Source organism: Methylobacterium isbiliense (assembly GCF_022179325.1).
Taxonomy (GTDB): Bacteria; Pseudomonadota; Alphaproteobacteria; order Rhizobiales; family Beijerinckiaceae; genus Methylobacterium; species Methylobacterium isbiliense.
On record NZ_BPQQ01000002.1, the window covers coordinates 40,251 to 66,256 of the forward strand.

General features: G+C 72.5%; 29 protein-coding genes. 15 read left to right on the forward strand and 14 right to left on the reverse strand.

Annotated elements, in window-relative coordinates; genetic code table 11:
* Positions 1 to 78: 78 nt before the first annotated feature.
* Positions 79 to 567 carry a DUF2243 domain-containing protein gene (locus MFF61_RS00615; protein WP_238233172.1) on the forward strand — a complete coding sequence of 163 codons (489 nt, stop codon included), beginning with the start codon at positions 79 to 81 and terminating at the stop codon, positions 565 to 567.
* 181 nt (positions 568 to 748) lie between these two features.
* On the opposite strand, the gene mutY is transcribed toward MFF61_RS00615, so the two are convergent.
* On the reverse strand, positions 749 to 1,984 hold the full coding sequence (mutY, locus tag MFF61_RS00620; protein ID WP_238233173.1) for an A/G-specific adenine glycosylase: 1,236 nt from the start codon (positions 1,982 to 1,984) through the stop codon (positions 749 to 751).
* A 122-nt stretch (positions 1,985 to 2,106) separates the two neighbouring features.
* On the opposite strand from mutY, the gene MFF61_RS00625 reads away from it, so the two are divergent.
* The gene (locus MFF61_RS00625; RefSeq protein WP_238233174.1) at positions 2,107 to 2,595 is read left to right on the forward strand and encodes a DUF721 domain-containing protein; all 489 of its coding nucleotides are present in this window, start codon (positions 2,107 to 2,109) and stop codon (positions 2,593 to 2,595) included.
* A gap of 9 nt (positions 2,596 to 2,604) precedes the next feature.
* Here MFF61_RS00625 and MFF61_RS00630 read toward each other — a convergent pair whose 3' ends face one another.
* The 5 genes from MFF61_RS00630 to fliL all read right to left on the reverse strand — a co-directional run bounded on the left by MFF61_RS00630 (position 2,605) and on the right by fliL (position 6,220).
* On the reverse strand, positions 2,605 to 2,775 hold the full coding sequence (locus tag MFF61_RS00630) for a hypothetical protein (RefSeq protein WP_238233175.1): 171 nt from the start codon (positions 2,773 to 2,775) through the stop codon (positions 2,605 to 2,607).
* A gap of 315 nt (positions 2,776 to 3,090) precedes the next feature.
* Complete coding sequence (locus tag MFF61_RS00635; protein ID WP_238233176.1) at positions 3,091 to 3,984, reverse strand: MotE family protein; 894 nt, start codon at positions 3,982 to 3,984, stop codon at positions 3,091 to 3,093.
* On the reverse strand, positions 3,981 to 4,484 hold the full coding sequence (locus MFF61_RS00640; RefSeq protein ID WP_238233177.1) for a DUF6468 domain-containing protein: 504 nt from the start codon (positions 4,482 to 4,484) through the stop codon (positions 3,981 to 3,983). Before MFF61_RS00640 ends, MFF61_RS00635 begins: the two co-directional genes overlap by 4 nt.
* Positions 4,485 to 4,492: 8 nt before the next feature.
* Positions 4,493 to 5,704: a flagellar motor switch protein FliM gene (gene fliM / locus MFF61_RS00645; protein WP_238233178.1), complete on the reverse strand. Its 1,212-nt coding sequence runs from the start codon at positions 5,702 to 5,704 to the stop codon at positions 4,493 to 4,495.
* 9 nt (positions 5,705 to 5,713) lie between these two features.
* Positions 5,714 to 6,220: a flagellar basal body-associated protein FliL gene (fliL, locus tag MFF61_RS00650; RefSeq protein WP_238233179.1), complete on the reverse strand. Its 507-nt coding sequence runs from the start codon at positions 6,218 to 6,220 to the stop codon at positions 5,714 to 5,716.
* Positions 6,221 to 6,577: 357 nt separating this feature from the next.
* On the opposite strand from fliL, the gene MFF61_RS00655 reads away from it, so the two are divergent.
* From MFF61_RS00655 to flgH, 5 genes are all read left to right on the forward strand, one after another.
* A complete protein-coding gene (locus tag MFF61_RS00655; protein ID WP_238233180.1) occupies positions 6,578 to 7,537 on the forward strand; it encodes a calcium-binding protein in 960 nt (319 codons plus the stop codon).
* A gap of 223 nt (positions 7,538 to 7,760) precedes the next feature.
* Complete coding sequence (flgF, locus tag MFF61_RS00660) at positions 7,761 to 8,507, forward strand: flagellar basal-body rod protein FlgF (RefSeq protein ID WP_238233181.1); 747 nt, start codon at positions 7,761 to 7,763, stop codon at positions 8,505 to 8,507.
* Between the two features lie 12 nt (positions 8,508 to 8,519).
* Positions 8,520 to 9,311, forward strand: coding sequence for a flagellar basal-body rod protein FlgG (gene flgG, locus MFF61_RS00665; RefSeq protein ID WP_238233182.1), 792 nt, complete (start codon positions 8,520 to 8,522; stop codon positions 9,309 to 9,311).
* Between the two features lie 5 nt (positions 9,312 to 9,316).
* Entirely contained in the window at positions 9,317 to 10,357 is a 1,041-nt protein-coding gene (flgA, locus tag MFF61_RS00670; RefSeq protein WP_238233183.1) for a flagellar basal body P-ring formation chaperone FlgA, read from the forward strand.
* Between the two features lie 32 nt (positions 10,358 to 10,389).
* Complete coding sequence (flgH, locus tag MFF61_RS00675) at positions 10,390 to 11,130, forward strand: flagellar basal body L-ring protein FlgH (RefSeq protein ID WP_238233184.1); 741 nt, start codon at positions 10,390 to 10,392, stop codon at positions 11,128 to 11,130.
* An 8-nt stretch (positions 11,131 to 11,138) separates the two neighbouring features.
* Here flgH and MFF61_RS00680 read toward each other — a convergent pair whose 3' ends face one another.
* The 4 genes from MFF61_RS00680 to MFF61_RS00695 all read right to left on the reverse strand — a co-directional run bounded on the left by MFF61_RS00680 (position 11,139) and on the right by MFF61_RS00695 (position 14,799).
* Complete coding sequence (locus tag MFF61_RS00680; RefSeq protein ID WP_238233185.1) at positions 11,139 to 11,585, reverse strand: GNAT family N-acetyltransferase; 447 nt, start codon at positions 11,583 to 11,585, stop codon at positions 11,139 to 11,141.
* Positions 11,586 to 11,594: 9 nt separating this feature from the next.
* Entirely contained in the window at positions 11,595 to 12,593 is a 999-nt protein-coding gene (gene glpX, locus MFF61_RS00685; RefSeq protein ID WP_238233186.1) for a class II fructose-bisphosphatase, read from the reverse strand.
* Positions 12,594 to 12,643: 50 nt separating this feature from the next.
* Complete coding sequence (locus MFF61_RS00690) at positions 12,644 to 13,966, reverse strand: homoserine dehydrogenase (protein ID WP_238233187.1); 1,323 nt, start codon at positions 13,964 to 13,966, stop codon at positions 12,644 to 12,646.
* A 122-nt stretch (positions 13,967 to 14,088) separates the two neighbouring features.
* Positions 14,089 to 14,799 (reverse strand): ceramidase domain-containing protein, encoded by a 711-nt coding sequence (locus tag MFF61_RS00695; RefSeq protein ID WP_238233188.1) that lies wholly within the window; start codon positions 14,797 to 14,799, stop codon positions 14,089 to 14,091.
* Between the two features lie 92 nt (positions 14,800 to 14,891).
* On the opposite strand from MFF61_RS00695, the gene xth reads away from it, so the two are divergent.
* From xth to MFF61_RS00715, 4 genes are all read left to right on the forward strand, one after another.
* Positions 14,892 to 15,683, forward strand: a complete 792-nt coding sequence (gene xth / locus MFF61_RS00700; protein ID WP_238233274.1) for an exodeoxyribonuclease III — start codon at positions 14,892 to 14,894, stop codon at positions 15,681 to 15,683.
* Between the two features lie 53 nt (positions 15,684 to 15,736).
* Positions 15,737 to 16,963 (forward strand): MFS transporter, encoded by a 1,227-nt coding sequence (locus tag MFF61_RS00705; protein WP_238233189.1) that lies wholly within the window; start codon positions 15,737 to 15,739, stop codon positions 16,961 to 16,963.
* Between the two features lie 173 nt (positions 16,964 to 17,136).
* Positions 17,137 to 18,864: a ubiquinone-dependent pyruvate dehydrogenase gene (gene poxB / locus MFF61_RS00710; RefSeq protein WP_238233190.1), complete on the forward strand. Its 1,728-nt coding sequence runs from the start codon at positions 17,137 to 17,139 to the stop codon at positions 18,862 to 18,864.
* 93 nt (positions 18,865 to 18,957) lie between these two features.
* On the forward strand, positions 18,958 to 19,185 hold the full coding sequence (locus tag MFF61_RS00715; protein ID WP_238233191.1) for a hypothetical protein: 228 nt from the start codon (positions 18,958 to 18,960) through the stop codon (positions 19,183 to 19,185).
* 3 nt (positions 19,186 to 19,188) lie between these two features.
* Here MFF61_RS00715 and cobT read toward each other — a convergent pair whose 3' ends face one another.
* The gene (gene cobT, locus MFF61_RS00720) at positions 19,189 to 20,220 is read right to left on the reverse strand and encodes a nicotinate-nucleotide--dimethylbenzimidazole phosphoribosyltransferase (RefSeq protein ID WP_238233192.1); all 1,032 of its coding nucleotides are present in this window, start codon (positions 20,218 to 20,220) and stop codon (positions 19,189 to 19,191) included.
* A 306-nt stretch (positions 20,221 to 20,526) separates the two neighbouring features.
* Between cobT and cobS the strand changes: the two genes are divergently transcribed.
* The 3 genes from cobS to MFF61_RS00735 are packed head-to-tail and all read left to right on the forward strand — an operon-like array spanning position 20,527 to position 22,298.
* Positions 20,527 to 21,363, forward strand: coding sequence for an adenosylcobinamide-GDP ribazoletransferase (gene cobS, locus MFF61_RS00725; protein ID WP_373324549.1), 837 nt, complete (start codon positions 20,527 to 20,529; stop codon positions 21,361 to 21,363).
* A 17-nt stretch (positions 21,364 to 21,380) separates the two neighbouring features.
* Positions 21,381 to 21,590, forward strand: coding sequence for a DUF1289 domain-containing protein (locus MFF61_RS00730; protein ID WP_238233194.1), 210 nt, complete (start codon positions 21,381 to 21,383; stop codon positions 21,588 to 21,590).
* 6 nt (positions 21,591 to 21,596) lie between these two features.
* Positions 21,597 to 22,298: a retropepsin-like aspartic protease family protein gene (locus MFF61_RS00735; RefSeq protein WP_238233195.1), complete on the forward strand. Its 702-nt coding sequence runs from the start codon at positions 21,597 to 21,599 to the stop codon at positions 22,296 to 22,298.
* A gap of 46 nt (positions 22,299 to 22,344) precedes the next feature.
* Here MFF61_RS00735 and fabI read toward each other — a convergent pair whose 3' ends face one another.
* The 3 genes from fabI to fabA form a co-directional block, all read right to left on the reverse strand.
* Positions 22,345 to 23,172: an enoyl-ACP reductase FabI gene (fabI, locus tag MFF61_RS00740; protein ID WP_283205950.1), complete on the reverse strand. Its 828-nt coding sequence runs from the start codon at positions 23,170 to 23,172 to the stop codon at positions 22,345 to 22,347.
* Between the two features lie 82 nt (positions 23,173 to 23,254).
* Positions 23,255 to 24,481: a beta-ketoacyl-ACP synthase I gene (fabB, locus tag MFF61_RS00745; protein ID WP_238233196.1), complete on the reverse strand. Its 1,227-nt coding sequence runs from the start codon at positions 24,479 to 24,481 to the stop codon at positions 23,255 to 23,257.
* A 131-nt stretch (positions 24,482 to 24,612) separates the two neighbouring features.
* Entirely contained in the window at positions 24,613 to 25,164 is a 552-nt protein-coding gene (gene fabA / locus MFF61_RS00750) for a 3-hydroxyacyl-[acyl-carrier-protein] dehydratase FabA (protein WP_238233197.1), read from the reverse strand.
* Positions 25,165 to 25,427: 263 nt separating this feature from the next.
* Between fabA and irrA the strand changes: the two genes are divergently transcribed.
* Positions 25,428 to 25,922, forward strand: coding sequence for an iron response transcriptional regulator IrrA (irrA, locus tag MFF61_RS00755; protein ID WP_238233198.1), 495 nt, complete (start codon positions 25,428 to 25,430; stop codon positions 25,920 to 25,922).
* Positions 25,923 to 26,006: the final 84 nt, after the last annotated feature.

The following is a 26,006-nucleotide window of genomic DNA, read 5'->3' on the forward strand; positions in this document are numbered from 1 at the left end:
TGCGCACGCGGCGAGGAGCGGGAACATGCCCGCGGCCGCGATGTTCGCCCGGAGAAGCGTCCGCCGAAGGGACCCGCCATGCCGCGCGCCGCGCCCGAGCCCGCCTTTCCGATCGCGGCCGGCATCCTGTTCGGCCTCGGGCTCGGCGGCTTCTTCGACGGGATCGTGCTGCATCAGCTGCTGCAATGGCACCACATGCTGAGCAGCTGGTACCCGCCCACCACCCGCGAGGCGCTCGAGCTCAACACGCTGTGGGACGGGATCTTCCACAGCGCCACCTACGTGTTCGTGGTGCTGGGCCTCTTCCTGCTCTGGCGGCGAGCGCATCGTGGCGTGCTGCGCTGGTCGGGCCGGTGGATGCTCGGCGCGGTGCTGCTCGGCTTCGGGCTGTTCAACACCGTGGAGGGGCTGATCGACCACCAGATCCTCGGCGTGCACCACGTCAACGAGACGGTGGCGCGCCCGCTCTGGATCTACTGGGATCTCGGCTTCCTGGCCTGGGGGGTGGCGATGATCGGGGCCGGGGCGTGGCTGCTGCGCGGCAGCCGGGCGGGTGCCCGGCCATGAGGGCGCGCTCCCGTCCTCCGCGATCGCCGCGCCTGCTGCGCGCGACCCTGCCGTGGCTGGTCCTGGGGCTCGGCCTCGCCGCCGCGACCTCGCCCGCGTGGCGCCCCCCTCGCCTTCGGCGTCTCGCCCTCCCTCGACGCGCTGCTGGCCCTGCGCTGCACCCCGCCCGGCTGAGGCCGGCTCAGCGCCGCCGGGTGCCGCCCGGCGAGCCCTTGCGCAGGGGTGCCGCCGAGGCGGGCCGCCGGGAGAGCACCTTGGGGATCGGCGCCCGCCGGGGTGCCGGCTCCGGCTCGGGCGGGGTCGCAAGGTCGGGCGCGGGCGGGGCCGTCCGCGGCGCCGGGGGCGCGGCGGGCTTCTGCTCCAGGGCGTGGGCCAGCACCTTCTTCATCGCCCCGGGCAGCGGCTCCTCGGCCAGGGCGGCGCGGGGCGTGAAGCGCATGCCCTCGGGCGCCGCGGTCCCGGCCGCGACGCGGGCGAGGAACACCGTGAGTTCGAGCGGGAAATGCGTGAAGACGTGGCGCACGGTGCCGGGCAGGCGCTTCCAGCGCGCATCGAGCGGCGCGTCCAGAAGGGCGCGGGCGGGGTCGTAATCCGGCGCCCAGGCGCTCGTCGGCGGCTCGGCCATCGACCCGAGCAGACCCTCGGGCGGGCGGGTGCGCAGCAGCACCGCCTCGTCCCCGGCCCGCACGGCCACGAAGGCGGCCCCCCGGCGAAGCACGCCCGGTTCCTTGCGCAGCTTGCGCGGGAAGGTCTCCTGCAGCCCCTCCGCCCGGGCGCGGCAGGGTGCCATCCAGGGGCACAGGGCGCAGGCCGGGCGCTTGGGCGTGCAGAGCGTGGCGCCGAGGTCCATCACCGCCTGGGCGAAATCCCCCGGGCGGCGGGCCGGCACGAGCGATTCGGCGATGGTGCGGATCTCGGCCCGCCCCGCGGGCAGCGGCGTCTCGATGGCGAAGAGGCGCGACACCACCCGCTCGACGTTGCCGTCGACCGCCGCGGCGGGCCGGTCGAAGGCGATCGCCGCGATGGCCCCCGCCGTGTAGGCGCCGATGCCGGGGAGCTTGCGCAGGCCCTCGACCGTGTCCGGGAAGCCGCCCGCCGCGACCACCGCCTGGGCGCAGGCATGCAGGTTGCGCGCCCGCGAGTAGTAGCCGAGCCCGGCCCAGGCGCTCATCACCGCCTCCTCGGGCGCGGCCGCCAGGGCGGCGACGGTGGGGAAGCGCTCCAGGAAGCGGGCGAAATAGGGCTTCACCGCAGCGACGGTGGTCTGCTGCAGCATGATCTCGGACAGCCAGACCCGATAGGGATCGGGCGCGACGCCGGGCAGCGCGCGCCAGGGCAGGGCGCGGCGGTGGCGGTCGTACCAGACCAGGAGGTCGGCTGCGTCCGGCCCGGGGGACGACGCGGCGGGCGCTACCATGCGGCACCGCTTAGCCGGTTTCGCTGCCCCTGGGGAGACATCCGGGCTATGCTGGCGCAACGAAACCGAGAGGGTTGCGGTGCTACATCGCCCCGGTCGCCGTTTCAAAGGACCCGCCGCCGATGGCCCGGCCCAAGCCCCTCAGCGAACTCATCGAGCGCTCGCTCGGCCCGGTCTTCGCCGCGCAGGGCTTCGCCTCGACGGACATCCTGGCCTCATGGCCCGAGATCGTGGGCGAACGCCTGGCCCGGGTCTGCCGCCCGGAAAAGTTCGAATGGCCGCGCCGCCGCAAGGCCGCGGGCGATGCCCGCTCCGACCCCGGCACGCTGGTGGTGCGGGTGGACGGCGCCTTCGCGCTCGAACTCCAGCACCTCGCGCCGGTGGTGATCGAGCGCATCAACGCGCATTACGGCTGGGCCTGCGTCGGGCGGATCAGCCTGCGGCAGGACCGGCTGGCCCGCGCGGTGCCCCGGGCGCGCCCCGCGCGCACCCTCGATCCCCTGCAGCGCGGCACCATCGCCAAGGCGGTCTCGGGGATCGCCGAGGACGGCCTGCGCGATGCCCTCGACCGCCTCGGCGTGGCGGTGCTGACGAACCGGAACCCGGGCTGAGGCTCGATCTCAGAAGGCGTCGTAGGCCTGCGCGGCCGGCAGATTCGTCCTGATGGTCATCTCGCGGATGTCGATGCCGGGCGTCGTGCGGGCCTGCGTGACCGGCGGCCGGGTGAGGATGCTCGCCCAGAACAGGCCGGCGGCGATCGCGAAGGCGGCGAGGAAGCTGAGTGCGCGCATGTCGTCCTCCCGTGAAGGCTCGCGCGCCGACGGCGCCCCGAGCCGGAGTGAATGGGACGAATCGGTCAGGGTTGCCATCGACCCGAACCAACCTGACGCAATCGAACAGCGAACGAGCGGCGGCCGATCCGCCGCACGGGAGATCACTCGACAGCAAAGCGGCTGTCGAGGCGGTCACGGCAACGACCCCTGATCGGCTCGATCAGATCGCGTGACACGAGATAGACCATGCGCCCAAGGCATGGTCATCCTTCATTTGAGGGATTACAGTCTGATTTGATGTGCGGAAGCACACATCCGCGTATCGCGGCGGCCTTACCGCGCCGGCGGGTCGATGGCCGGAAGCTCGTTGGGTGGCAGCGGCGGGGCGCCCGCCGGCATCGGGCGCGGGGGAGGACCGCCCCGCGCGCGCAGGGCGAGCGCCACGGTCAGCTTCTCGGCGGTCTCGGGCTGCATCATCGCCAGCACCTCCGCCATCTTGCGCGGGTTCATCGCGACGACGACCGGCACCAGCACGTCGAGGTTCAACCGGTCGAAGACCCGGGCAGCCTCCTTGGGCTTCATCGTCTCGTACATGGTGACGATCGCCTTGAGGCCGGCGGCCTCCGCCTCGGCCCGGCGGGCCGCGCCGCCATCCTGCTTCTCCTCCTGGGAGCGCAGGTCGTTCACGCGGCTCTCCAGCTTGCGCTCCGCGCTCTCGATGAGTTGCTCCCGGGTGTCGAGATCGCGGTTGCGCTGCTGCAGCGCATCGCGCCGCGCGCCGAGCTTTTCCAGGATCGCCCGCTCGGCCGAATCGGACCCGGGCTTGCCCGGGGTCCGGGGCGTCGGCTCGGCGGCCTCCCTGGAATCCTTCGCGGCCTCCTTTTCCTTGGCCGCCACCGAACCAGTCACCGGCGGATCGGCCGGCTCGTAGCCGGTGCGGGCATGGGAGAGCACGCGCGCGAACTCGCTGCGCCCGGCGGAGCCGCTCTCGCCGGCCAGAGACACGAGCTTGAGCACCAGAAGGCCGCCCGCGGCGAGCGCGACGGCATCGATCAGGCGCAGGCGCAGCCCGGGCGCGCGCCAGGACGGCTTCTTGGATCCGCGCGGCCGGGACGAGGCAGGCTTCGGCGACGGCGGCTTGGCGGATCCCGTCCGCGGCGTCCCGGCCGGGCGGGCACGGGGCGATCCGGCGAGCGCCGTGACGACGCGGCGCAGCACCGGATTCATGCGGCCTGGCTCTGGAGGCGGCTCAGGGCGCGCTCACTCAGCGCCCGGGCGGCGGCGGCGGCCGCGCTCATGCGCTCGGAGGTCGAGACGGCAGGCAAGGGCTCGGGCGCGGGCGCCGCCGGCGCGGCAGCCGCAGGCGCCTGGACTGCCGGGGCTCCGGCCGCCGGACCCGGACGCGCCTGGGCGACGATGCGGCCGATGCGCTCCACCACCTCCTCGCCCGCCCGGACCTGGGCCGTGAGCGTGGCGGCGGTGGCCTCGGCGACGCCGAGCCGCTCGGCCAGCGTGCGCTCGCACTCGCCGAGCGTCCCGCGCAGGCCGAGGATCGCCCGCTCGGCCGATTCGGTGGCGACCATCAGGTCGCCGATGGTCTGGCGCAACGCCGCCTCGTCGGCCTTGAGGCGGGTGATGCGGCGGCTCAGCGCCACCGAGGAGACGATGCTCGCCACGAGCAGCACCGCCACGAGGCAGTCGGCCAGGATGCTGACGAACGCGCTCATGATTGGCCTCAGCCGTCCTTCTGGTTCTTCATCGAGGCCTCGAAGGCCGCGAAGGTGGTGCGGGCGCGCCGCAGGGGCCGCGTCACCTGCACGGCGATGCTGTCGTCGAGCCGCCCGATCCGCCCCTGGGTCATCGCCCAGTCGCCGCAGCGCAGGGTGATGAGGTCGGTGGGCTTGGCGTCGAACATGATGGTGTCGCCGACCTCCAGCGACAGCACGCGCTTGAGCGGCAGCGTCATCTGGTGGAGCACGGCCTCGACGGCGACGTCCGCCTGCCAGATCTCGGTGGCGAGGTGGCCTTCCCAGATGTGGTCGCGGCCGAGCTTCTCGCCCATGAAGCTCTGCAGCAGCAGGTCGCGGATCGGCTCGATCGTGGCGTAGGGAAACAGGATCTGCAGGAGGCCGCCGCGGCCCTCCATGTCGAGCTTGAGGTCGATCAGGATCGCGGCGTTGGCCGGCCGCGTGATGGTGGCGAAGCGCGGGTTCGACTCGATGCGGTCGATGGCGAAGCGCACCGGCGAGAGCGGCTGGAACGAGGCTTCGAGGTCGCCCAGGATGATCTCCACCATCCGGCGCACGAGCTGCATCTCGATGGTGGTGAAGGGCCGCCCGTCGAGGCGGATCGTGGTGGTGCCGCGCTTGCCGCCGAGCAGCAGGTCGAGGGTGGAGTAGGCGAGGTTCGAATCGACCGTGACGAGGCCCGACCCCTCCCACACGTCGGCCCTGAACACGCCGAGCAGCGTCGGCAGCGGGATCGCGTTGAGGTAGTCGCCGAAGCGCACCGAGGTGATGTTGTCGAGCGTGACCTCGACGTTGTCCTGGAAGAAGTTGCGCAGGCTCGTCGACAACAACCGGATCATCCGGTCGAAGACGATCTCGAGCATCGGCAGGCGTTCGTAACTGACGACGCCCGAATCGACGATGGCGCGGATGCCGCCCGCGCCCGAGGCCGAGAGTTCCCTCAGCGAGAAGCCGAGGACTTGATCGATTTCTTCCTGATTGAGGATGCGGTCGTTGCCGGCGAGTTCGGGAAGGTTCTCGGCCTCCCCCTCGTCGATCATGTTGGCCCATTCGGCCGCCATGTCGCTCGCCTGGGTGGCGGTGCCCTGCTCGGCGAGCGCCGCGCCCCATTCCTCGGCGAGCGAAGCGTCGCCGCCGCCCTGCTCGGTGAGCGCCGCCGCCCAGTCGTCGTCCAGGATCTCGTCCTCAGGTCCCGACACGATGCGCCCCTACTGGATCACGAAGTCCTTGAAGAGCACCGCCTCGACCTTCGCGGGATAGACCGCGACGTTGACGCGGCGCAGCAGCTCCTCGCGCAGGCGGTAGGTGCCCATCGATCCCTCGAAATCCGCCGGCCGCAGCTCGCGGATGTAGACCTGGAAGGCGTCCTCGATCCGCGGCATCAGCGGCTGGATCTCGCCCGCCACCTTGGCGTCCTTCACCTCCAGGGCGACCTTGAGCTTGATGAAGCGGCCCTGCGCCTGCCCGACGTCGGAGGAGAGGTTCATCACCATCTCCCGCACGTCCATGAAGGCGATCGGCGGCTTCACCTCGGCGGCCTGCTTCTCGGCCTGGGCGCCGCGGCTCTTCATCACGAAGAAGCCGCCCGCGCCGCCGCCGAGGAGCAGCACGGCCGCCGCCGCCGCGATCACGAGCTTCTTCTTCGAGCCGCCCGGGGCCGGGGCTTCGCCTTCGGCCTCCTCCGCGTCCGGCGCCTTCTTCGGCTTCTTCGCCATCGCTCGTCTTCGCCCCGCGCCATCCGGCGGCGTGTCTCCTCCCGATAGGCCAGCGGAGTTAACGTCCCGTTAAGCATGCCGGACAAAGCCGCCGACCCGGATCCGCCGGAGCCGCCCCCGCCTCCCGGCTCCGCTTTTCGCCGACCTGCGACAGTCACGCCCTCCGGCTCGCAACCCGGATACAAGCATTGTCCAGTCCGTCGCGGCTCGATGCCGCAGGCCTGCTCCGCGCTCGACATGAAACGTCTTTCGATCGATTGTCTTTTTCCGCGTCTTGGCCACAACACTCTGACATAGTTAAGTCACAATTGAGCCCGTACTCCGAATCGTCGGCTTACCGACCTCGGAGAACAAGAAATGGCTCAGTTCAGTTATACACCCGGTGTCGATCCCGGGACGGTCAACGGCCGCGACGACGAGAACGACACCTTCGACTTCGTCGCCTCGCCCTACAGGGTGACGCTGCGCGGCAATGGCGGCAACGACCACTTCCTGGGCGGGGGGAGCGACGATTCCCTGTATGGGGGTTCCGGCAACGACACCCTGCTGGGCGGCCTCGGCAACGACTCGGTCGATGGCGGGGACGACCACGACCTGATCACCGATGGCGGCGCCTCGCCGATCCGCACGGGCAACGACACCGTGTATGGCGGCGGCGGCAACGACACGATCTGGTACGCCAACAACCTCGACGGCTCGCTCCTGTACGGCAACGCGGGCGACGACAACGTGACCGGCGGGGCCGGCAACGACACCATCTACGGGGACGACGGCGTCTGCTCCGCAACGGGTGACGGCGCCGACTACATCCGCGGCGGCAAGGGCAACGACACCATCTTCGGCGGCGGCGGCAACGACACGATCCGCGGCAGCACCGGCGAGGGGTCGGATCTCGTCCATGGCGGCGACGGCAACGACACGATCGGCTACGACAGCGACCTGTCCAACGTGATCCTCTTCGGGGACGCGGGCGACGACCGGATCACCGGCGGCTGGGCGGCGGACCTGCTGTACGGCGGCACCGGCAACGACACGATCGTCGGCGGCTACGGCAACGACACCATCACCGGGAACGGAGGCAACGACGTCCTCACCGGCGGGGCCGGTGCCGATCGCTTCATCGTCGCGGGTGGCGAAGGCGCGGACCTGATCACCGACTTCTCGTTCGCGCAGGGCGACCGGATCATGCTGAACGGCGAGGGCTACACCCTGGGCACCTCCGCGGGCGGCAACGCGCTGATCAACCTCGACAACGGCGGTTCGATCGAACTCGCCGGCGTGGCGGTCGGCAAGGTCACCGGCGGCTTCTTCGCCTGATCCCGGGTTCCGGGGCGGCACGCCGCCCCGGGATCACCCCTCCCCCGGGCGGCAGATCCTGCCGGGTCGAAACTGCCGGAGGGGCGGTCCGGTCTGGCCGAAGATTCACGGCTTCTCAATCAAGCCATTGAGATAAAAGGATTATTTCGCAGACGTGCGATGGCACGGCCCCTGCGTTGCTCCTGTCGCCGGAGCGGTTCGCCCGGCCAGGAGTGCGGCGTCGATGCTGAACGCGCAGTTGATCGGTCTCTCGGCACAGGTGGCGCTCGGCCGCGAGCTGGAAGTGATCGCCAACAACATGGCGAACGTGTCCACCACCGGGTTCAAGGCCCGCTCGACCCGGTTCCAGGAATACCTGATGCCGCGCGCGAGCGCCGAGACCTTCCCGACGCCCGACCGGCGCCTGTCCTACGTCATCGATGCCGGCACGCCGCTCAACCTTGCGCAGGGTGCGATCGAGGCCACCGGCAACCCGCTCAATGCGGCGATCCGCGGCGAGGCCTTCTTCGCCGTGCAGACGCCGCAGGGCGAGCGCTACACCCGCAACGGCGCCTTCGAACTCGACGCGCAGGGGCGCCTCGTCACCAGCGACGGCTTTCCGGTGCTGGGCGACGGCGGCCCGATCCAGATCGGCGCGCAAGAGACCGGCCTGGCGATCGGCCCGGACGGCACCGTCTCCACCAACCAGGGCAACCGGGGCAAGATCCGGCTCGTAGCCTTCGCCAACCCGCAGGCCCTCACCAATGCGGGCGCCAACCTCTACGCCTCGACCGCGCCCGCTCAGCCCGCAGGCCCCCAGGCGCGGATCGAGCCCGGGGCGATCGAGCGCTCCAACGTCAGCCCGGTCCTCACCATGACCCGGATGATGGAGGTGAACCGCATCTACACGCTGGTCTCGGACACGCTCTCGCGGATGGACTCCATGCGCGGCACCGCCATCCAGCGCCTGTCCGACGTCGGCAACGCCTAAGGAAGCACCGCGATGCGCGCCCTCTACGCCGCCGCCACCGGCATGGCGGCCCAGGAACTCAACGTCCAGGTCATCTCGAACAACATCGCGAACCTGCGCACCACCGGCTACAAGCGCCAGCAGGCCCATTTCCAGGATCTGCTCTACCAGAACCTGCGCCGGGCGGGCAGCGCCACCTCGGACCAGGGCAACCAGCTGCCGGCGGGCCTCGCCCTCGGCTCGGGCGTGAAGACCACCTCGACCGCCCGGGTGATGAGCCAGGGCACCCTCTCCTCCACCGAGAAGACCTACGACGTCGCCATCCGCGGCGAGGGCCTGTTCCAGATCCAGATGCCGGACGGGCGCACCGCCTATACCCGCGACGGCTCCTTCGACCTCGATTCCCAGGGGCAGGTCGTCACCCGCGACGGCTACCTGCTCAACCCCAACATCACGGTGCCGAACAACGCCACCTCGGTGACGATCAGCGCCTCGGGCGTGGTGCAGGCGACCCTGCCGGGCCAGACCGCGCCGCAGAACCTCGGCCAGATCCAGATGGCCCGCTTCGTCAACAAGGTCGGCCTCGAATCGATCGGCGACAACCTCTTCGTCGAGACCCTGGCCTCCGGCCCCGCCATCACCGGCACGCCGGGCTCCGAGGGCTTCGGCAACCTGCTCCAGAGCTACCTCGAAGAGGCCAACGTCAACGCCGTCACGGAGATCTCCTCGCTGATCGCCGCGCAGCGCGCCTACGAGATGAACTCGAAGGTCGTGACCGCCGCCGACCAGATGCTCTCCACCACCTCGCAGATGTTCCGCGGATAGGACCGATGATCGTCGCAGACAGAGACCGTCCCGTGTTCTGCCGCGCCGGGGCCGTGCTCGGCCCCGGCATCCTCGGCCGCACGGCCTTCGCCCTCCTCGTCCTCGGCCTGCTCACCCTGCCGGTGCTGGCGGCCGGCGCCGCCCGCCCGGCCCTGCGGGGCGACGTCACCGCCACGCGCGACGTCGTGACCCTCGGCGACCTCGTGGCGGACGCGCCCGCCGACCTCGCCCAGCGCCCTCTCTTCCGGGCGCCCGCGCTCGGCACCACCGGCACCATCCAGGTGCGGCGCATCCAGGAGGCCGCCGCCGGCCTCGGCCTCGAACCGCCCGACAGCGGCGGGCGGCTCCAGATCACGGTGCAGCGCGCCGCGCGCCGCATCGCCGGGCCGGAGATCGAGGCGGCCGTGAAGGCGGCGCTCGCCCGGGCGCGGGGCCTCGATCCGGCCGCGCTGGCGATCAGCTTCGACGGCGAGCCGCCGGTCCTGACAGTACCCCTCGACCTCGACGGGCCGGCGAGCGCCTCCGAACTGGTCTACGACCCGCGCAGCCGCCGCGTCGCCGCCCTGGTGAGCGTGGGCGAGCGGCAGGCGGCGCTGCGCGTCACGGGCCAGGTGGCCGAGATGATGGAGATCGCCGTTCTGGCCCGTCCCCTTACACGGGGCGAGGCGGTGTCGGCGGCCGACGTCACGCTGCAGCGCCGGCCGCGGGACGGGGCGCCCGCCGACGTCGCGGCCGACATCGTCGCCCTGGTCGGGCAGGTGGCGCAGCGCGCGATCCCGGCCGGCACGCCGCTGCGGGCCGGCGACCTCGCCCGGCCCGACCTCGTGCAGCGCGGCGAGGCCGTGACGATCCTGTACGAGGGCCCCGGCGTCAGCCTGTCCCTGCGGGGGCAGGCCCGCGAGGGCGGCCCGCTCGGCGCCGTGGTCGCGGTGGTCAACCCCGTCTCCAAGAAGGTGCTGCAGGCCACGGTGGTCGGCCCCGGACGCGTCAGCGTCGGGCCGCCGGCCCGCCCCGCCAGCCTCGCCGCCCTCCCCGCCTCGCGTTGAGCGTCCCCAGGTCCGTCGCCAGGTCCCTCGCCATGTCCGTTCCCGCCCGCCTCGCCCTGCCGGTCCTCATCGGACTCGGCCTCTCGGCCTGCAACACGGTCGATCGCCTCTCGAACATCGGCGCGCAGCCGGTCCTCACCGCCATCGAGGACCCGACCGCGCAGGCCGGCTACAAGCCCGTGCGGCTGCCGATGCCGGACGTCCAGCCGGTGTCCTACGCGCCGAACTCGCTCTGGCGCACCGGCTCGCGCGCCTTCTTCAAGGATCAGCGGGCCGCCAAGATCGGCGACCTCGTCACCGTCAAGGTGAATGTCACCGACAAGGCCAACCTCAACAACGAGACCAAGCGGTCGCGGGCGAATTCCGAGTCCTTCGGCATCCCGAACGCGTTCGGGCTGGAGACCAAGACCAAGCTCCTCGGCGGCACCGATCCCGAGAAGATCATCAACACCGATTCCAGCACGAACAGCGACGGGGCCGGCTCGATCCAGCGGGCCGAGACCGTGACGACGAACGTGGCGGCGATCGTCACGCAGGTCCTGCCCAACGGCAACCTGGTGATCGAGGGCAAGCAGGAGATCCGCATCAACTTCGAGGTGCGCGAACTGATCGTCGCGGGCGTGATCCGCCCGGAGGACATCGAGTCCGACAATACCGTCGATTCCACCAAGATCGCCCAGGCCCGCATCGCCTATGGCGGCCGCGGCCAGATCACCGACGTGCAGCAGCCGCGCTACGGGCAGCAATTCCTCGACATCGTGCTGCCGTTCTGAGGCGGCGGTCAGAGGATCTTGCGGTACTGGATGAAGCCCGGCCGGTCCGCGAGCCTGTCGTACAGGGCGCGGGCCGTGGCGTTGCCCTCCTGGGTCAGCCAGTAGACCCGGCTCGCCCCGGCCTCGCGCGCGGCGGCGTAGACCGCTTCGATCAGCGCCCGTCCCGCCCCCTGCCCCCGGGCGGTCTCGAGGGTGAACAGGTCCTGCAGGTAGCAGTAGGGGCCGGTCGTCCAGGTCGAGCGGTGGAAGATGTAGTGGACGAGGCCGATCACCTCGCCCGCACGCTCGGCCACCAGCGCGTGCATCGGCTCGGCCGGATCGTGCAGGCGCGCGAAGGTGGTGTCGCTGACCGCCGGATCGACGCTCGCTCCGTAGAAGCGCAGGTAGCCCTGCCAGAGCGGCTCCCAGGCCGCCCGCTCGTCGGGCCGCAGCGGGCGAATCCGGAGGTCGGTCACGCGCGGCTCCTACTTCAGGTGGAACTTGTCGAAGTCGCGGTGCTCGGCCTGGATGCGGCGCACCGTGCCGGTGTGCGAGCGGTAGACGATCGTGTCGGTCTGGACGATCTCGCGGCCGAAGCGCACGCCCTTCACCAGGGCGCCGTCGGTGACGCCCGTGAGGGCCACCACCACGTCGCCGCGGGCGAGGTCGTCGAGGTCGTAGCGGCGGTTGGGGTCCTGCACGCCCATCTTGGCGGCGCGGTCGCGCTTCTCCTGGCTGTCGAGGATCAGGCGCCCCTGCATCTGGCCGCCGATGCAGCGCAGCGCGCCCGCCGCCAGCACGCCCTCGGGGGCCGCCCCGATGCCGAGATAGATGTCGATGCCGGTCTCGTCCGGGTTGGTGGTGAAGATCACGCCCGCCACGTCGCCGTCCGAGATCAGGCGCACGCCCGCGCCGGTCCGGCGGATCGCCGCGATCAGGTCGGTGTGCCGCGGCCGGTCGAGGACGAGGGCGGTGATCTCGGCCGGGGGCACACCCTTGGCCTTGGCCAGCGCGTGGATGTTGTCCTCCGGGCTCGCGTCGAGGTCGACGACACCCTGCGGGTAGCCGGGGCCGATCGCGATCTTGTGCATGTAGACGTCGGGGGCGGCGAGCAGGGTTCCGCCCTCCGCCATCGCCATCACGGCGACCGAGCCCGGCATGTCCTTGGCGCAGAGGGTGGTGCCCTCCAGGGGGTCGACCGCGATGTCGACCTTCGGCCCGGAGCCGTTGCCGAGGGTCTCGCCGATGAACAGCATCGGGGCCTCGTCGCGCTCGCCCTCGCCGATCACCACCGTGCCGGCGATCGGCAGGCGGTTCAGCTCGCGGCGCATCGCGTCCACGGCCGCCTGGTCGGCGGCCTTCTCGTTGCCCTGGCCGCGCAGCCGGGCCGCGGCCACGGCCGCCCGCTCGGTCACCCGCACCAGTTCGAGGGTGAGGATGCGCTCGATGATCGGGCTCGGTCCGGCCTTGGCAGCGTCCGACATGGTCTCGGGTTCCCCTCTGGATTTCGTCTCGGTGCGCGGGCCGGGAGCCGTCAATCGCGCTCGATGCGGATGACCTGCGGCGGCTCGGACAGGAGGCCGTCCGCCGCGATGGCGTCGAGGCTCGCGCGGATCGCCGCCTCGGTGGCCGCGTAGGTGATGAGGACGAGCGGCACGGGCACGCCGGAGCGGCCGTGCGGATCCTGCGCGGCGGCGCTCTCGGAGCGGCGCTGCAGGATGCTCTCGAGCGAGATGTCGCGCTCCGCCATGCGGGTGGCGACGCCCGCCGCCACGCCCGGGCGGTCGTGCACGGTGAGGCGGATGTAGTAGCCGCCCTCGTGGCGCTGCATCTCGGCCCGCGGCAGGCGCTTGAGCCCGTCCGCCGGGCGCCCGAAGGCCGGGCCGACGCGGCCGGCCGCCACGTCGGCGATGTCGGCCACCACCGCCGAGGCAGTCGCCTCGCCGCCGGCGCCCGGGCCGATCAGGGTGAGTTCGCGCAGCGCGTCGGTGTCGATGGTGACCGCGTTCGTCACGCCCATCACCTGCGCGATGGCGGAGGATTTCGGCACCATCGTCGGGTGGACGCGCTGCTCGATGCCGGCCGGCGTCGCCTCGGCGACCCCGAGCAGCTTGATGCGGTAGCCGAGTTCGTCGGCCATGCGCAGGTCGAGGGGCGCGATGGCCGAGATGCCCTCGACCGTGATGCCGTCCGCGTCGATCTGCGTCCCGAAGGCGAGGCTGGTGAGCACCGCGAGCTTGTGGGCGGTGTCGAAGCCCTCGACGTCGAAGGTCGGGTCGGCCTCGGCGTAGCCGAGCGCCTGCGCGTCCTTCAGGCAGGCCTCGAAGGTCAGGCCCTCCAGCTCCATCCGGCTCAGGATGTAGTTGCAGGTGCCATTGAGGATTCCGTAGACGCGCGAGACCGCGTTGCCGGCCAGGGCCTCGCGCAGGGTCTTCACCACCGGGATGCCGCCCGCGGCGGAGGCCTCGAAGGCGAGCCCGACGCCCGCCTCCTCGGCCATGCGGGCGAGCGCGGCCCCGTGACGGGCGAGCAGCGCCTTGTTGGCCGTGACGACGTGCTTGCCCGCCGCCAGGGCCGCCTCGACGGTGGCGCGCGCGGCGCCCTCGGCCCCGCCGATCAGCTCGACCACGGCGTCGACCTCCCCCGAGCGGGCGAGGGCGACCGGATCGTCGAACCACGCGATCCCGGCGAGATCGAGCCCCCGGTCGCGGCCGCGGTCACGGGCCGAGACGGCCGTGACCTGGACGGGACGACCCGCGGCAGCGGCCAGCGCCTCGGCGCGGCGGGCGATCATGCGCACGACGGAGGTGCCGACCGTTCCGAGTCCGGCGACGCCGAGGCGGAGGCTCTGGGTCATGCATGCATCCAGGGTTTCTCGGTCGCAGGGCAGGGCTCGCCGAAGCGCGGCCTCACCCGGGACGCGGCCCTTCTGCAACGAATTGGGGTCCCGTGCAAGGAAGCCGCCGGGGGCGCCGGACCTCACGCGGAGAGCGCCGGCGCGCCCTCCCTCCGCCCCGCCGCACGGAAGCGCGAGGCGGTGCGCACGAGGCCGTACAGGACACCCGCGTTGAGGAGATGCCACAGCCCGTGCGTGCCGGTCGGCAGGACCGGGCAGAGCACCGGATCGAGGGTGCGGGCCGTCAGCGAAACGAGGAAGAGGCCGGCGATGCCGATCAAGGCCGTGCCGGCCGCTCTCCGATTGGGCGTCCCGGCACGCAGGATCGCCCCGATGCCGAGAAGCGCCAGCAGCGCCGGCGCGTAGGCGATCGAATCGTTCGTCGCCGGACCGAGCGGGCGCCCGGCGAGCGCCGACAGGGCCGGCTCGAAGGCGGCGGCCGCGCCCGCGAACAGGAGCGTGAGGCTGAACGCCACCGCCGCCCTGAGCCCGAGCAGGCGGTGCAGGGCGAGGAAGAAGTACACGTGGATGAACAGCGCGATCGGCAGCACGTCGGCGAGTTCCGCCCAGCGCACCGCCAGCGTGTGGAACAGGAAGCTGCCGATCCCGATCAGGCCGACGAGGCCGGCGAGCGCCCGCGCCACCGGATCCGGCGCGGCGGCGCGCCGTTCCCGGCGCAGCAGCAGCGCCGCCGCGATCAGGAAGGCGCCGTTCGAGAGGGCGTTCAGCGGCTCGTCCCAGAACCCCGCCCCGGTGCGCTCGCAATAGGCCCGCACCGGCTCCCACCAATCCATCCCGCGCCCCCCGTCCGGGCGGCTCCTTGCCAAGCCTGGACGAAACCCCGATGACGGGACCGGCCCTTCACCAGCACGCGCCGCGGGACCCGATGCGGATCACCACTTGGAACGTCAACTCGGTCAAGCAGCGCCTCGGCCACCTCCTCGCCTTCCTGAACGAATCCAAGCCCGACGTGGTCTGCCTGCAGGAGCTGAAATGCGTCGATGAGGCCTTCCCGCGCACCGAGATCGAGGAGGCGGGCTACGTCGTGGCGACGCACGGCCAGAAGGGCTTCAACGGCGTCGCGCTTCTCGCCCGCCAGCCCCTGCCGCTGCGCGAGGTGCGCCGCGGCCTGCCCGGCGACGCCGAGGACGTGCAGTCCCGCTACATCGAGGCGCTGATCCCGACGCCCGCCGGCGACCTGCGGGTGGCCTCGATCTACCTGCCGAACGGCAATCCGGTCGGCACGCCGAAATTCGACTACAAGCTTGCCTTCCTGCGCCGCCTGACCCTCCATGCCCGGGCGCTGCGCGCCCGCGAGGAGGTGCTGGTGCTCGCGGGCGACTACAACGTGATCCCGGAGCCGGCGGACGCAGCCGACCCGGAAGCGTGGCGCACGGACGCGCTGTTCCTGCCCGAGAGCCGGGCGGCGTTTCGGGCGCTCCTCAACGAGGGTTTTTCCGACGCGCTGCGCGCCTGCGACGACCGGCCCGGCCTCTACACCTTCTGGGACTACCAGGCGGGGGCATGGCCGCGGAATCTCGGCATCCGCATCGACCACCTGCTGCTCTCGCCGCAGGCCCTCGACCGCCTCGTCTCGGCCTCGATCCAGAAGTCTCTGCGCGGCCTCGACAAGCCCTCCGACCACGTCCCGGTCACGGTGGAGCTCGACCTGGGCTGATGCTTCCCGGCTGACCTCTCCCGGCTGATACCTCCCGCGCCTTCCGCCAATCGATGCTCACACAGAAGCCCTCCGGCTGGACCCTCTTCCGCAACCCCGACTTCCGGCTCTTCGGCGCCGCCCGGTTCCTCACGGGCATCGCCTTCCAGATGGAGGCGGTGGCGGTCGGCTGGTTCGTCTACGACCTGACAAAGAGCGCGCTCGCCCTCGGCCTCGTCGGGCTCGCGAGCTTCGCGCCCGCGATCCTCGGCGCGCTGGTCACCGGGCACGTGGCCGACACCTACGACCGGCGGCGCATCGCGGCGGCGGCCTACGCGCTGCTTGCGCTCGCCTCGGGCGGGCTGACGGCGCTGGCGCTGGTGCCGGGCAGCCCGGTCTGGCCAGTCTACGCGCTGATGATCGCGGTGGGCAGCGCGCGCGCCTTCGCCAACCCGGCGACGCAGGCCCTCCTGCCGACCCTGGTGCCGCGCGAGCAGTTCGGCACGGCCATCGCCTGGAACTCGTCGCTCTGGCAGAGCGCCGCGGTGAGCGGGCCGGCGGTGGGCGGGCTCCTCTACGCGCTCGGCCCCGCCGTGGTGTTCGCGAGCGCGGGCGTCTGCTTCGCCGTGGCGGCGCTCTGCGTCGCGGCGATCCGGCCCGGGCCGGCCGCCGCCCCGCGCGGGCCGGTGACGTGGAGCACGCTGCTCGCCGGCCTGACCTACATCCGCTCGCAACCCGTGGTGCTCGGCGCCATCACCCTCGATCTCGTGGCGGTGCTGCTCGGCGGCGCCACGGCGCTGCTGCCGATCTTCGCCCAGGAGGTGCTGCATGTCGGCCCGCTCGGGCTCGGGCTCCTGCGCAGCATGCCGGCGGCGGGCGGCGTGGCGATGGCGGTGGTGCTCGCCCACCGCCCGCTGGAGCGCCGGGCCGGGCCGCGCCTGCTCGCCGCCGTGGCGGTGTTCGGGTTCGCGACGATCGGCTTCGGCCTCTCGACCTCGCTGCCGCTGTCGATGGCCTGCCTGTTCGTGACTGGCGCCGCCGACATGGTGAGCGTCTACGTGCGCCAGAGCCTCGTGCAGGGCGAGACGCCGGACGCGATGCGCGGCCGGGTCGCCGCCGTCAACACCGTGTTCATCGGCGCCTCGAACGAACTCGGCGAGTTCGAATCCGGCCTGCTCGCGGCGCTGATCGGGGCGGCCCCCGCCGTGGTGGCGGGCGGGGTCGCCACCGTGCTGGTCGCAGGGCTGTGGGGCCGCCTCTTCCCGGCCCTCCGGGCGCGCGACCGGCTGATCGCGGGGTGAACCGGGTCGGTGGGCTGCCACCGCGACCGCATGAAGCCGGCGCCGATCGTGGACGCCGTCGCTAAACCCCAGGTTTCATGACCAAGCGGAACGGTGGGCACCGCCGCCTGTTGTTGCAATGCGTCATGTCAATCCCGCCTGACAGGCAGCACGACAATCGGGGAGTGCCGTCCATGGCCCGCCAGACCGTTGCCGATCTCATCGCCGACACGCTCACGGCCGTCGGCGTCAAGCGCATCTACGGCGTCGTCGGCGATTCGCTGAACGGCCTCACCGACTCGCTGCGGCGGGGCAAGAGCATCGACTGGGTGCATGTCCGCCACGAGGAGGCGGCCGCGTTCGCGGCGGGGGCGGAGGCGCACCTCACCGGCGAGCTCGCGGTCTGCGCCGGAAGCTGCGGGCCGGGGAACCTCCACCTCATCAACGGCCTCTACGATTGCCACCGCTCGCGGGTGCCGGTGCTGGCCATCGCGGCCCACATTCCGAGCGCGGAGATCGGCTCCGGCTACTTCCAGGAGACGAACCCCGAGGCGCTGTTCGCCGAGTGCAGCCACTATGTCGGGCCGGTCGCCACCGTCTCGCAGATCGCCCGCACCCTCGACATCGCCATCCGCGAGGCCATCGCCAAGCGGGGCGTCTCGGTGGTGATCATCCCGGGCGACGTGGCGCTCGAATCGATCGAGGTGCCGGCGCGTCCGCGCTGGATCGCGCCGCGTCCGCCGGTCGTGCAGCCCAACCCCCAGGACCTCGACGCGCTCGTGGAGTTCCTGGAGGGGTCCGAGCGCATTACCATCCTGGCGGGCGGGGGCTGCGCGGGGGCGCACGACGCGCTCGTGGACCTCGCGGGCACGCTCAAGGCCCCGGTCGTGCACGCGCTGCGCGGCAAGGAATTCGTCGAGTACGACAATCCCTACGACGTCGGCATGACCGGGCTGATCGGGTTCTCGTCGGGCTACCACGCCATGATGGAGTGCGACACGCTCCTGATGCTCGGCACCGACTTTCCCTACCGCCAGTTCTACCCGGACCAGGCGCGGGTGGCGCAGGTCGACCTGAGGGCGGGCCAGATCGGGCGGCGCACCCGCGTCGATCTCGGCGTCGTGGCGGACGTGCGCACCACCCTCGACGCGCTCAGCCCGCGCCTCACCGCGAAGACCGACCGGCACTTCCTCGACCGGGCGCTCGCCCATTACCGCGACGCCCGCAAGGGGCTCGACGACCTCGCGGTCGGCCATCCGGGCCGCCGGCCGATCCACCCGCAATACCTCGCGCGCGTCCTCGACGGCGTCGCGGCGGACGACGCGATCATCACCTGCGACGTCGGCACGCCGACCATCTGGGCCGCGCGCTACCTCGGCATGAACGGGCGCCGCCGCCTGATCGGCTCGTTCTGGCACGGCTCGATGGCCAACGCCCTGCCGCAGGCGATGGGCGCCCAGGCCGCCTTCCCGGACCGGCAGGTGATCTCGTTCTCGGGCGACGGCGGCTTCGCCATGCTGATGGGCGAGTTCCTGACCCTGACGCAGATGGGCCTGCCCGTGAAGGTCGTGGTGCTCAACAACGGCACGCTCGGCTTCGTGGAGATGGAGATGAAGGCGTCGGGCTTCCTCGACACCGGAACGGAGCTGAAGAATCCGAACTTCGCCAGCATGGCCGAGGCGGCCGGCGTGCTCGGGATCCGCGTCGAGGACCCGGCCGAGGTGGAACCCGCGCTCACCCGGGCGCTCGCCCATGACGGGCCGGCGCTCGTCGACGTCGTCACCAACCGCCAGGAACTGGCGCTGCCGCCCAAGACCACGATGGAGCAGGCCAAGGGCTTCGGCATCTACCTCGCCCGGGCGGTGCTGAGCGGCCGGGGCGACGAGATCGTCGAACTCGCGCGCACCAACCTGTTGCGCTGACGGGGGGTTCGCCGGCCCGATCCTTGAAGCCTGTTTCCCCGCGATGGCTCGCGCGGTCCCGCTCCGGGACCGCCCGACCCACGACGGGACATCATGGCGGATTCCACGCATCGTACCGACCCGCGCGGGGACGGGTGGCAAGGGCCGCGCTTCGTCGTCGGCCAGGATCGCGACGGGCGCTGGCTCGCGGTCGAGATCCACGGCCTCGGCGGCGGCATCTTCCGCAGCCGCGCCGACGCGCTCCACTACGCCGCCGCCGAGACCGGCCGGCGGCCGGATGCGGTGCGCCTCGCCACGGAGCCGGTCGCCCTCGGCGCGTGAGGCTCAGGCGACAGGACCCGCCACGCCGGCCTGCTCGAAGGTCGCCATGTCGCGGTGGCAGGCGAGCGCCGCCTTGAGCAGGCCGAGCGCCAGGGCCGCGCCCGAGCCCTCGCCGAGGCGCAGCCCGAGCGCGAGCAGCGGGTCGAGGCCGAGGCGCTCCAGCACCGCCCTGTGCGCGCCCTCCGCCGAGAGGTGGCCGGCGACGCAATGGTCGAGGGCGGAGGGATCGAGCGCGTGCAGCACCGCCGCCGCCGCGGTGGCGACGTAGCCATCGAGCACCACCGGCACCCGCTGCAGCCGCGCGGCCAGGATCGCGCCCGCCATCGCCGCCACCTCGCGCCCGCCGAGCCGTCGCAGCACTTCGAGCGGATCGTCGAGATGGCCGGCATGGTGGGCGAGCGCGGCCTCCACGACCGCCACCTTGCGGGCGAGGCCCGCCTCGTCGATCCCGGTGCCGCGCCCGACCCAGCTCGCCGGGTCGCCGCCGTAGAGCGCCGCGTAGATCGCGGCCGCCACCGTGGTGTTGCCGATGCCCATCTCGCCGAGCGCCAGCCCGTCGGTCCCCGCCGCCACCGCCTCCATGCCGAACGCCATGGTGGCGACGCAGGCCTTCTCGGTCATCGCCTCCGCTTCGGTGATGTCGCCGGTGGGCAGGTCGAGGGCGAGGTCGAACACCTTGAAGCCGAGCCCGTAGGCGGCGCAGATCTGGTTGATGGCCGCGCCGCCGGCCGCGAAGGTGTCGAGCATCTGCCGGTTGACCGAGGCCGGGTAGGCCGAGACGCCCTTCTGCGCGACCCCGTGGCTGCCCGCGAAGACGCAGACGAGCGGGCGGTCGAGGCTCGGCATCGCCTTGCCCTGCCACGCGGCGAGCCATGTCGCCAGCGTCTCCAGCCGCCCGAGGCTGCCGGCGGGCTTCGTCAGCACCGCCTGCCGCGCCGCGGCGGCGGCGGCGGCGGCCTCGTCCGGCCCCGGCATCGTGGCGAGGAGGCGGCGGATGTCCTCGAACGGGCTCGCATCCAGGGGGGCATCGATCATGGCGGGCTCCGGCCGCGAAAGTCTCGTCGCGCGTCTAGCCCCTGGGGCGCCGGAAAGCGAGCCGCACGGGCGTGCACGCGGCGGTGGAACGCAGACCGGACCCTCATTCGTCCGGGACGAACGCCCGGTCGTGCGCCTATACTGCGCCGCCTTCACCGATGGGGTGAGCGGTTCGGCGGCCGGCATGACGCAGGGGCCGAGGCCACGCGGGGTGCCCCCGGCTGCGCCGCGCAGGCGAAGCCGCCGAGCCGGGCCGGTGCGGCAAGCGGGGCGGACGGGATGGCCGATCGAGCGGGCTGGGACGCGATGCAGGAGGCCGACGACGAGTTCGAGCCGCCCCCGCCGGGGTCAACGCTGTGGCCGCCGCTCCTCGATCTCGCGGCCTGCCTGCGCTTCTACAGCCGCCTGCCGGTGCCGCCGCTGCCGGGCGAAGCCGGGGCGCACGGGCCGCCCGATTTCCGCACCGCGCCCCGGATGCTGCCGATCGCCGGCCTGGTGATCGCGCTGCCGGCGGCGCTGGCGCTGCTCGGCGGCCTCGGGCTCGGGCTCGGGCCGTATCTCGCGGCGACGCTCGCGGCGCTCGCGGCCACGCTGGTGACCGGCGCCCTGCACGAGGACGGGCTCGCCGACGTGGCGGACGGCTTCGGCGGGGGCAGCGACGCGGCCCGCCGCCTCGACATCATGCGCGACAGCCGCATCGGCGCCTACGGCACCGCGGCGCTGATCCTGGCCTACGGGCTGCGCATCGGCGCGCTCGCGACGCTCGCCGACCGGGCCGGCTGGCGCGCCGCCCTCGTCCTCCTGCTCGCGGCGGCGGTGTCGCGCACGGCGGCCCTGTGGCCGATGCTCGCCCTCCCGCCGGCCCGGCCGGGAGGGTCCTCGCACGCGGTGGGGCGGCCGACCCCGGCGACGCACGCGCTGGCCTGGGCCCTCTGCCTCGCCCTGTTCCTCGCCGGGGGCCTGCTGGGCCTGCCCTGGATCGGCCTCGCGCTGGCCGGGCTCCTGGCGGCCCTGTCGGCCTGGACGATGAGCCGCATGGCCGAGCGCCTGATCGGCGGCCAGACCGGCGACGTCATCGGCGCCTGCCAACAGATCGCCGAGATCGCCGTGCTGCTGGCGATGCTGATCGCCCTCCCGCGCTGACCCGTCCGAAGAACCCGATGCCGCCTCCCTCCTCGCCCTGCACCCGCATCTGCGTGCTGGATCCCGTCACCGGCCTGTGCGAGGGCTGCGGGCGCACCCGCGACGAGATCGCGGCCTGGGGCAGCCTCTCGGAGCCCGAGCGCAAGCGCATCATGACGCTGCTGCCGGACCGGCTCGCCGCGGCCGTCCCGCGGCCCGCCCGGCGCCCCGTCCCCTCCCCCGCCTGACCCGCGATGCCCGGCGCGCTCGGAACCGCCCTGCTCCTCCTCGCCCTCGCGTACGGGGTCGGGAGCCTGGCGCAGGGCGAGATCGCCGGGTGGACGCCGCAGGAGGTCGCGACCGCGCTCGCGGTCGGGGCGGCGCTGCTCCTCGTCGTCAACGGCATCGCGCGCCGCTTCCGGTTCGGCGCCGGCGAGGGGCTGGCGGCGCTCGCGGTCTGGCTGACGCTGGGGGCCGCGGGCGCGACGCTCTACGCATGGCGGGACCATGCCCACGACCTCGCGCTGCGGATGATCGGCGAGTATGCGGCCGGGGAGCCGGTGACGAACGCGGCCGGCGAGGTGGTGATCGCGCGCCGGGCGGATGGCGGCTTCTCAGTCAAGGCGCGGGTCAACGGGCAGGAGCAGAGCTTCGCGTTCGACACAGGCGCCAGCACGGTGGTGCTCACCGCCGAGAGTGCCGCGGCCCTCGGGCTGCAGCCGGGGCCGCAGGCCTTCGCGGTGCCGGTGCAGACCGCCAACGGCCGCACCCTCGCCGCCCCCGTCCTCCTCGACACGGTGTCGGTGGGGCCGATCCGGGAACGGCGCGTGAGCGCCCTCGTCACCCGGCCGGGCTCGCTCAGCGTGAACCTGCTCGGGATGAGCTTCCTGGAGCGCCTGTCTTCCTACGAGGTCCGGGGCGGCCGCCTGATCCTGCGCGGGGCCGGATCGGGCTGAGCGCCGGGGCCGGGACCGGTTCCGGAAGGGTTGTTCGGACCCGGCGTCAGTCCCCGATCACCCCGGCCTCGTCCTGGACCTTCAGCACGGACGGACGGGGCATGGCGATGGTGTTGAAGCCGCAATCCACGAAGTGGATCTCGCCCGTGACGCCGCTCGACAGGTCGGAGAGCAGGTAGAGCGCCGCGCCGCCGACCTCCTCGATGGTGGCGTTGCGGCGCAGGGGGGCGTGGGCGCGCTGGTGGTTGTACATCAGGCGCGCATCCGCGATGCCGGCCCCCGCCAGCGTGCGCACGGGACCCGGCGAGATGGCGTTGACCCGGATACCGTCGGGACCGAGGTCGGAGGCGAGATAGCGCACGGAGGCCTCCAGCGCCGCCTTGGCCAGCCCCATCACGTTGTAGTTCGGCATCACCCGCGTGGCGCCCCCGAAGGTGAGCGTCAGCAGCGAACCGCCCGGCCGCATCCGCTTGGCGGCGCGCTGGGCCAGTTCGGTGAAGGAGAAGCAGGAGATCACCAGGGTGCGCGCAAAGTTCTCGCGCGTGGTGGCGTCGACGTAGCGGCCCTTGAGCTGCGCCTTGTCGGAATAGCCGATGGCGTGGACCGCGAAGTCGAGCCCCTCCGGCCAGTGCGCGTCGAGGCTCGCGAACACCGCATCGACGCTCGCCAGATCCTCCACGTCGCAGGGCAGCACGATCCGCGAGCCGAGGGTGGCCGCGAGCGGGGCGACCCGGCGGCCCAGCGCCTCCCCCTGGTGGGTGAAGGCGAGATCCGCGCCCTGCGCCGCCAGCGTCTTCGCGATGCCCCAGGCGATGGAGTGGTCGTTCGCGACCCCCATGATGAGGCCGCGCTTGCCTGCCATCAAACCCGTCACGCCGTTGTCTCCGGTTGGCCCGCGGTCCGAGCGCCCGGGCGCGGCGCCCGTGTCAGGCGAGTGGGGCGCGAGTGAGGCGCCGTCAGGCGTCCGGGTGCTTGAGCACCAGCGTCGCGTTGGTGCCGCCGAACCCGAAGGAATTGGAGAGCACGTGGCCGAGCCGCGCGTCGTCCACCCGCCGGCGCAGGATCGGCATGTCGGCGAAGGCCGGATCGAGCTCCGCGATGTTGGCGCTCTCGCAGATGAAGCCGTTGTTCATCATCAGGAGCGAGTAGATCGCCTCCTGCACGCCGGTGGCGCCGAGCGAATGCCCGGTGAGCGACTTGGTGGCGGCGATGGGCGGGCAGGATTCGCCGGTGCCGAACACCTCGCGGATCGCCTCGATCTCCTTCTCGTCGCCGACCGGCGTCGAGGTGGCGTGCGGGTTGATGTAGTCGATCTTGACGCCCTTCAGGCCCGCCATGGCCTGGCGCATGCAGCGCACCGCCCCCTCGCCGGAGGGCGCCACCATGTCGTGCCCGTCCGAGGTGGCGCCGTAGCCCGCGACCTCGCCGTAGATCCGGGCGCCGCGCGCCCGCGCGTGCTCCATCTCCTCCAGCACCAGCACGCCGGCGCCGCCCGCGATGACGAAGCCGTCGCGGCCCGCATCGTAGGCGCGCGAGGCCGTGGCCGGGGTCTCGTTGTACTTCGCCGACATGGCGCCCATCGCGTCGAACAGCACCGACAGGGTCCAGTCGAGTTCCTCGCAGCCGCCCGCGAAGATGATGTCCTGGCGCCCGGCCTGGATGATCTCGGCGGCGTTGCCGATGCAGTGGTTCGACGTCGCGCAGGCGGACGAGATCGAGTAGTTCACGCCCTTGATCTTGAACCACGTGGCGAGCGTGGCGGAGGCCGTGGAGGACATGGCCTTGGGCACCGCGAAGGGCCCGACGCGCTTGGGGCCCTTGGCGCGGGCGATGTCGGCCGCCTCGACGATGGCGTGGGTCGAGGGCCCGCCCGACCCCATGATGATGCCGGTGCGGTCGTGCGAGACCTCGTGCTCCTCGAGCCCGGCATCCCGAATCGCCTGCTCCATCGCCACGTGGTTCCAGGCGGTGCCGCCGCCGTGGAAGCGCATGGCGCGGCGGTCCACCACGCTCTCGGCGTCGAGGGAGGGCGCGCCCTGCACCTGGCAGCGGAATCCGTGCGTCGCGAAGCTCTCCGCGCGGGTGATGCCGGAGCGGGCCTCGCGCAGGGACGCGAGAACCTCCTGGGTGGTGTTGCCGATGGACGAGACGATGCCCATCCCGGTGATCGCGACGCGCCTCATGACGATCGCAGCCCTCCTTCGCGGCGTGTGTCGCGCCGTTCCGCTGTCACCTAGGACCGTGCCGGCCCGATCTCAACCGCCAATGCGGGCACCCGCTGCGAAACGGGGGTGCCGGCCCTCCGGGGCCGCGCTCAGCCGCCCGCCGGAGCCGCCGCCTGAAACAGGCCGACCCGCAGGTCCTGGGCCTCGTAGATGCGCCGGCCGTCCGCTTCGAGCCAGCCATCCGCGATGCCGAGGACGAGGCGCCCCTGGCGCACGCGCTTGAGGTCGACGCCGTACACGACCTTCTTGACGCTCGGCAGCACTTGGTCGGCGAACTTCACCTCGCCGACGCCGAGCGCCCGGCCGCGGCCCGACGAGCCGAGCCAGCCGAGGAAGAAGCCGACCAGCTGCCAGAGCGCGTCGAGGCCGAGGCAGCCCGGCATCACCGGGTCGCCCTGGAAGTGGCAGGGGAAGAACCAGAGGTCGGGCCGCACGTCGAGCTCCGCCCGCACGTGGCCCTTGCCGTGGGCGCCGCCATCCCGGCCGATCGAGACGATGCGGTCGAACATCAGCATGGGCGGCAGCGGCAGCTGCGCGTTGCCGGCCCCGAACATCTCGCCGCGCCCGCAGGCCAGCAGGTCCTCGTACGAGAAGTGCGAAGGCCGGGTCGGGGTGTCGGCGGCGGGCGTGTCGGCGGACATGGGGCGGGCGCGATCCTCAGGTTTCGGCGTAGGCGTCGTGCGCCCGGGCCGACGGGGTTTGGCGGGCCGGGGCCCGCAGAGCGGCGCCTGTAGCATAGGGCGCCGGACGGTTCAAAGTCGGGGAAGCCGCCCCGGGTTCCCCAGACACGAACTATAACACTTCTGATGTAAGGGGTTGCGGCCCGGTTCGGGTTGCGGCGCGACGGCCCAGTCCCTATAACCGGGAGCGATCATTCGCGATCCTCACGCTGATAGTCTGGCTGATGAACGACCTGTCGCCCCTGCATGCCGTGCTCAGCGCGCGCGCCCCGGCCCTCCAGGCCGAGGGAGCCGCCGGGCAGCGTCGCGGCTGCCCCCTGTCGGAACTGCGCGACCGGCTGCGCCGGGCGGGCCTGCGCCCGACGCGGCAGCGCCTGTCGCTCGGCTGGCTCCTGTTCGGGAAGGGCGACCGCCACCTGACGGCCGAGATGCTGTACGACGAGGCGATGCGCGCCAAGGTGCCGGTGTCGCTCGCCACCGTCTACAACACCCTGCACCAGTTCACCGAGGCCGGCCTGCTGCGCCAGCTCGCGCTCGACGGCTCCAAGGCCTATTTCGACACCAACCCGAGCGAGCACCACCACTTCTTCCTCGAGGACGAGGGACAGGTGCTCGACATGCCCGATTGCGGGATCACGGTCGATTCGCTGCCGAACCCGCCCGCCGGGATGGAGATCGCCGGCGTGGAGGTGATCGTGCGGCTGCGCCGCCGGCCCTGATCCCGGCCGCATCCGGTTCATGAGGCCGCCGTCGCGAGACGGCGGCTTTTTTCATGGGCGGCCCCCAGGGAACGCCGCGCCGCA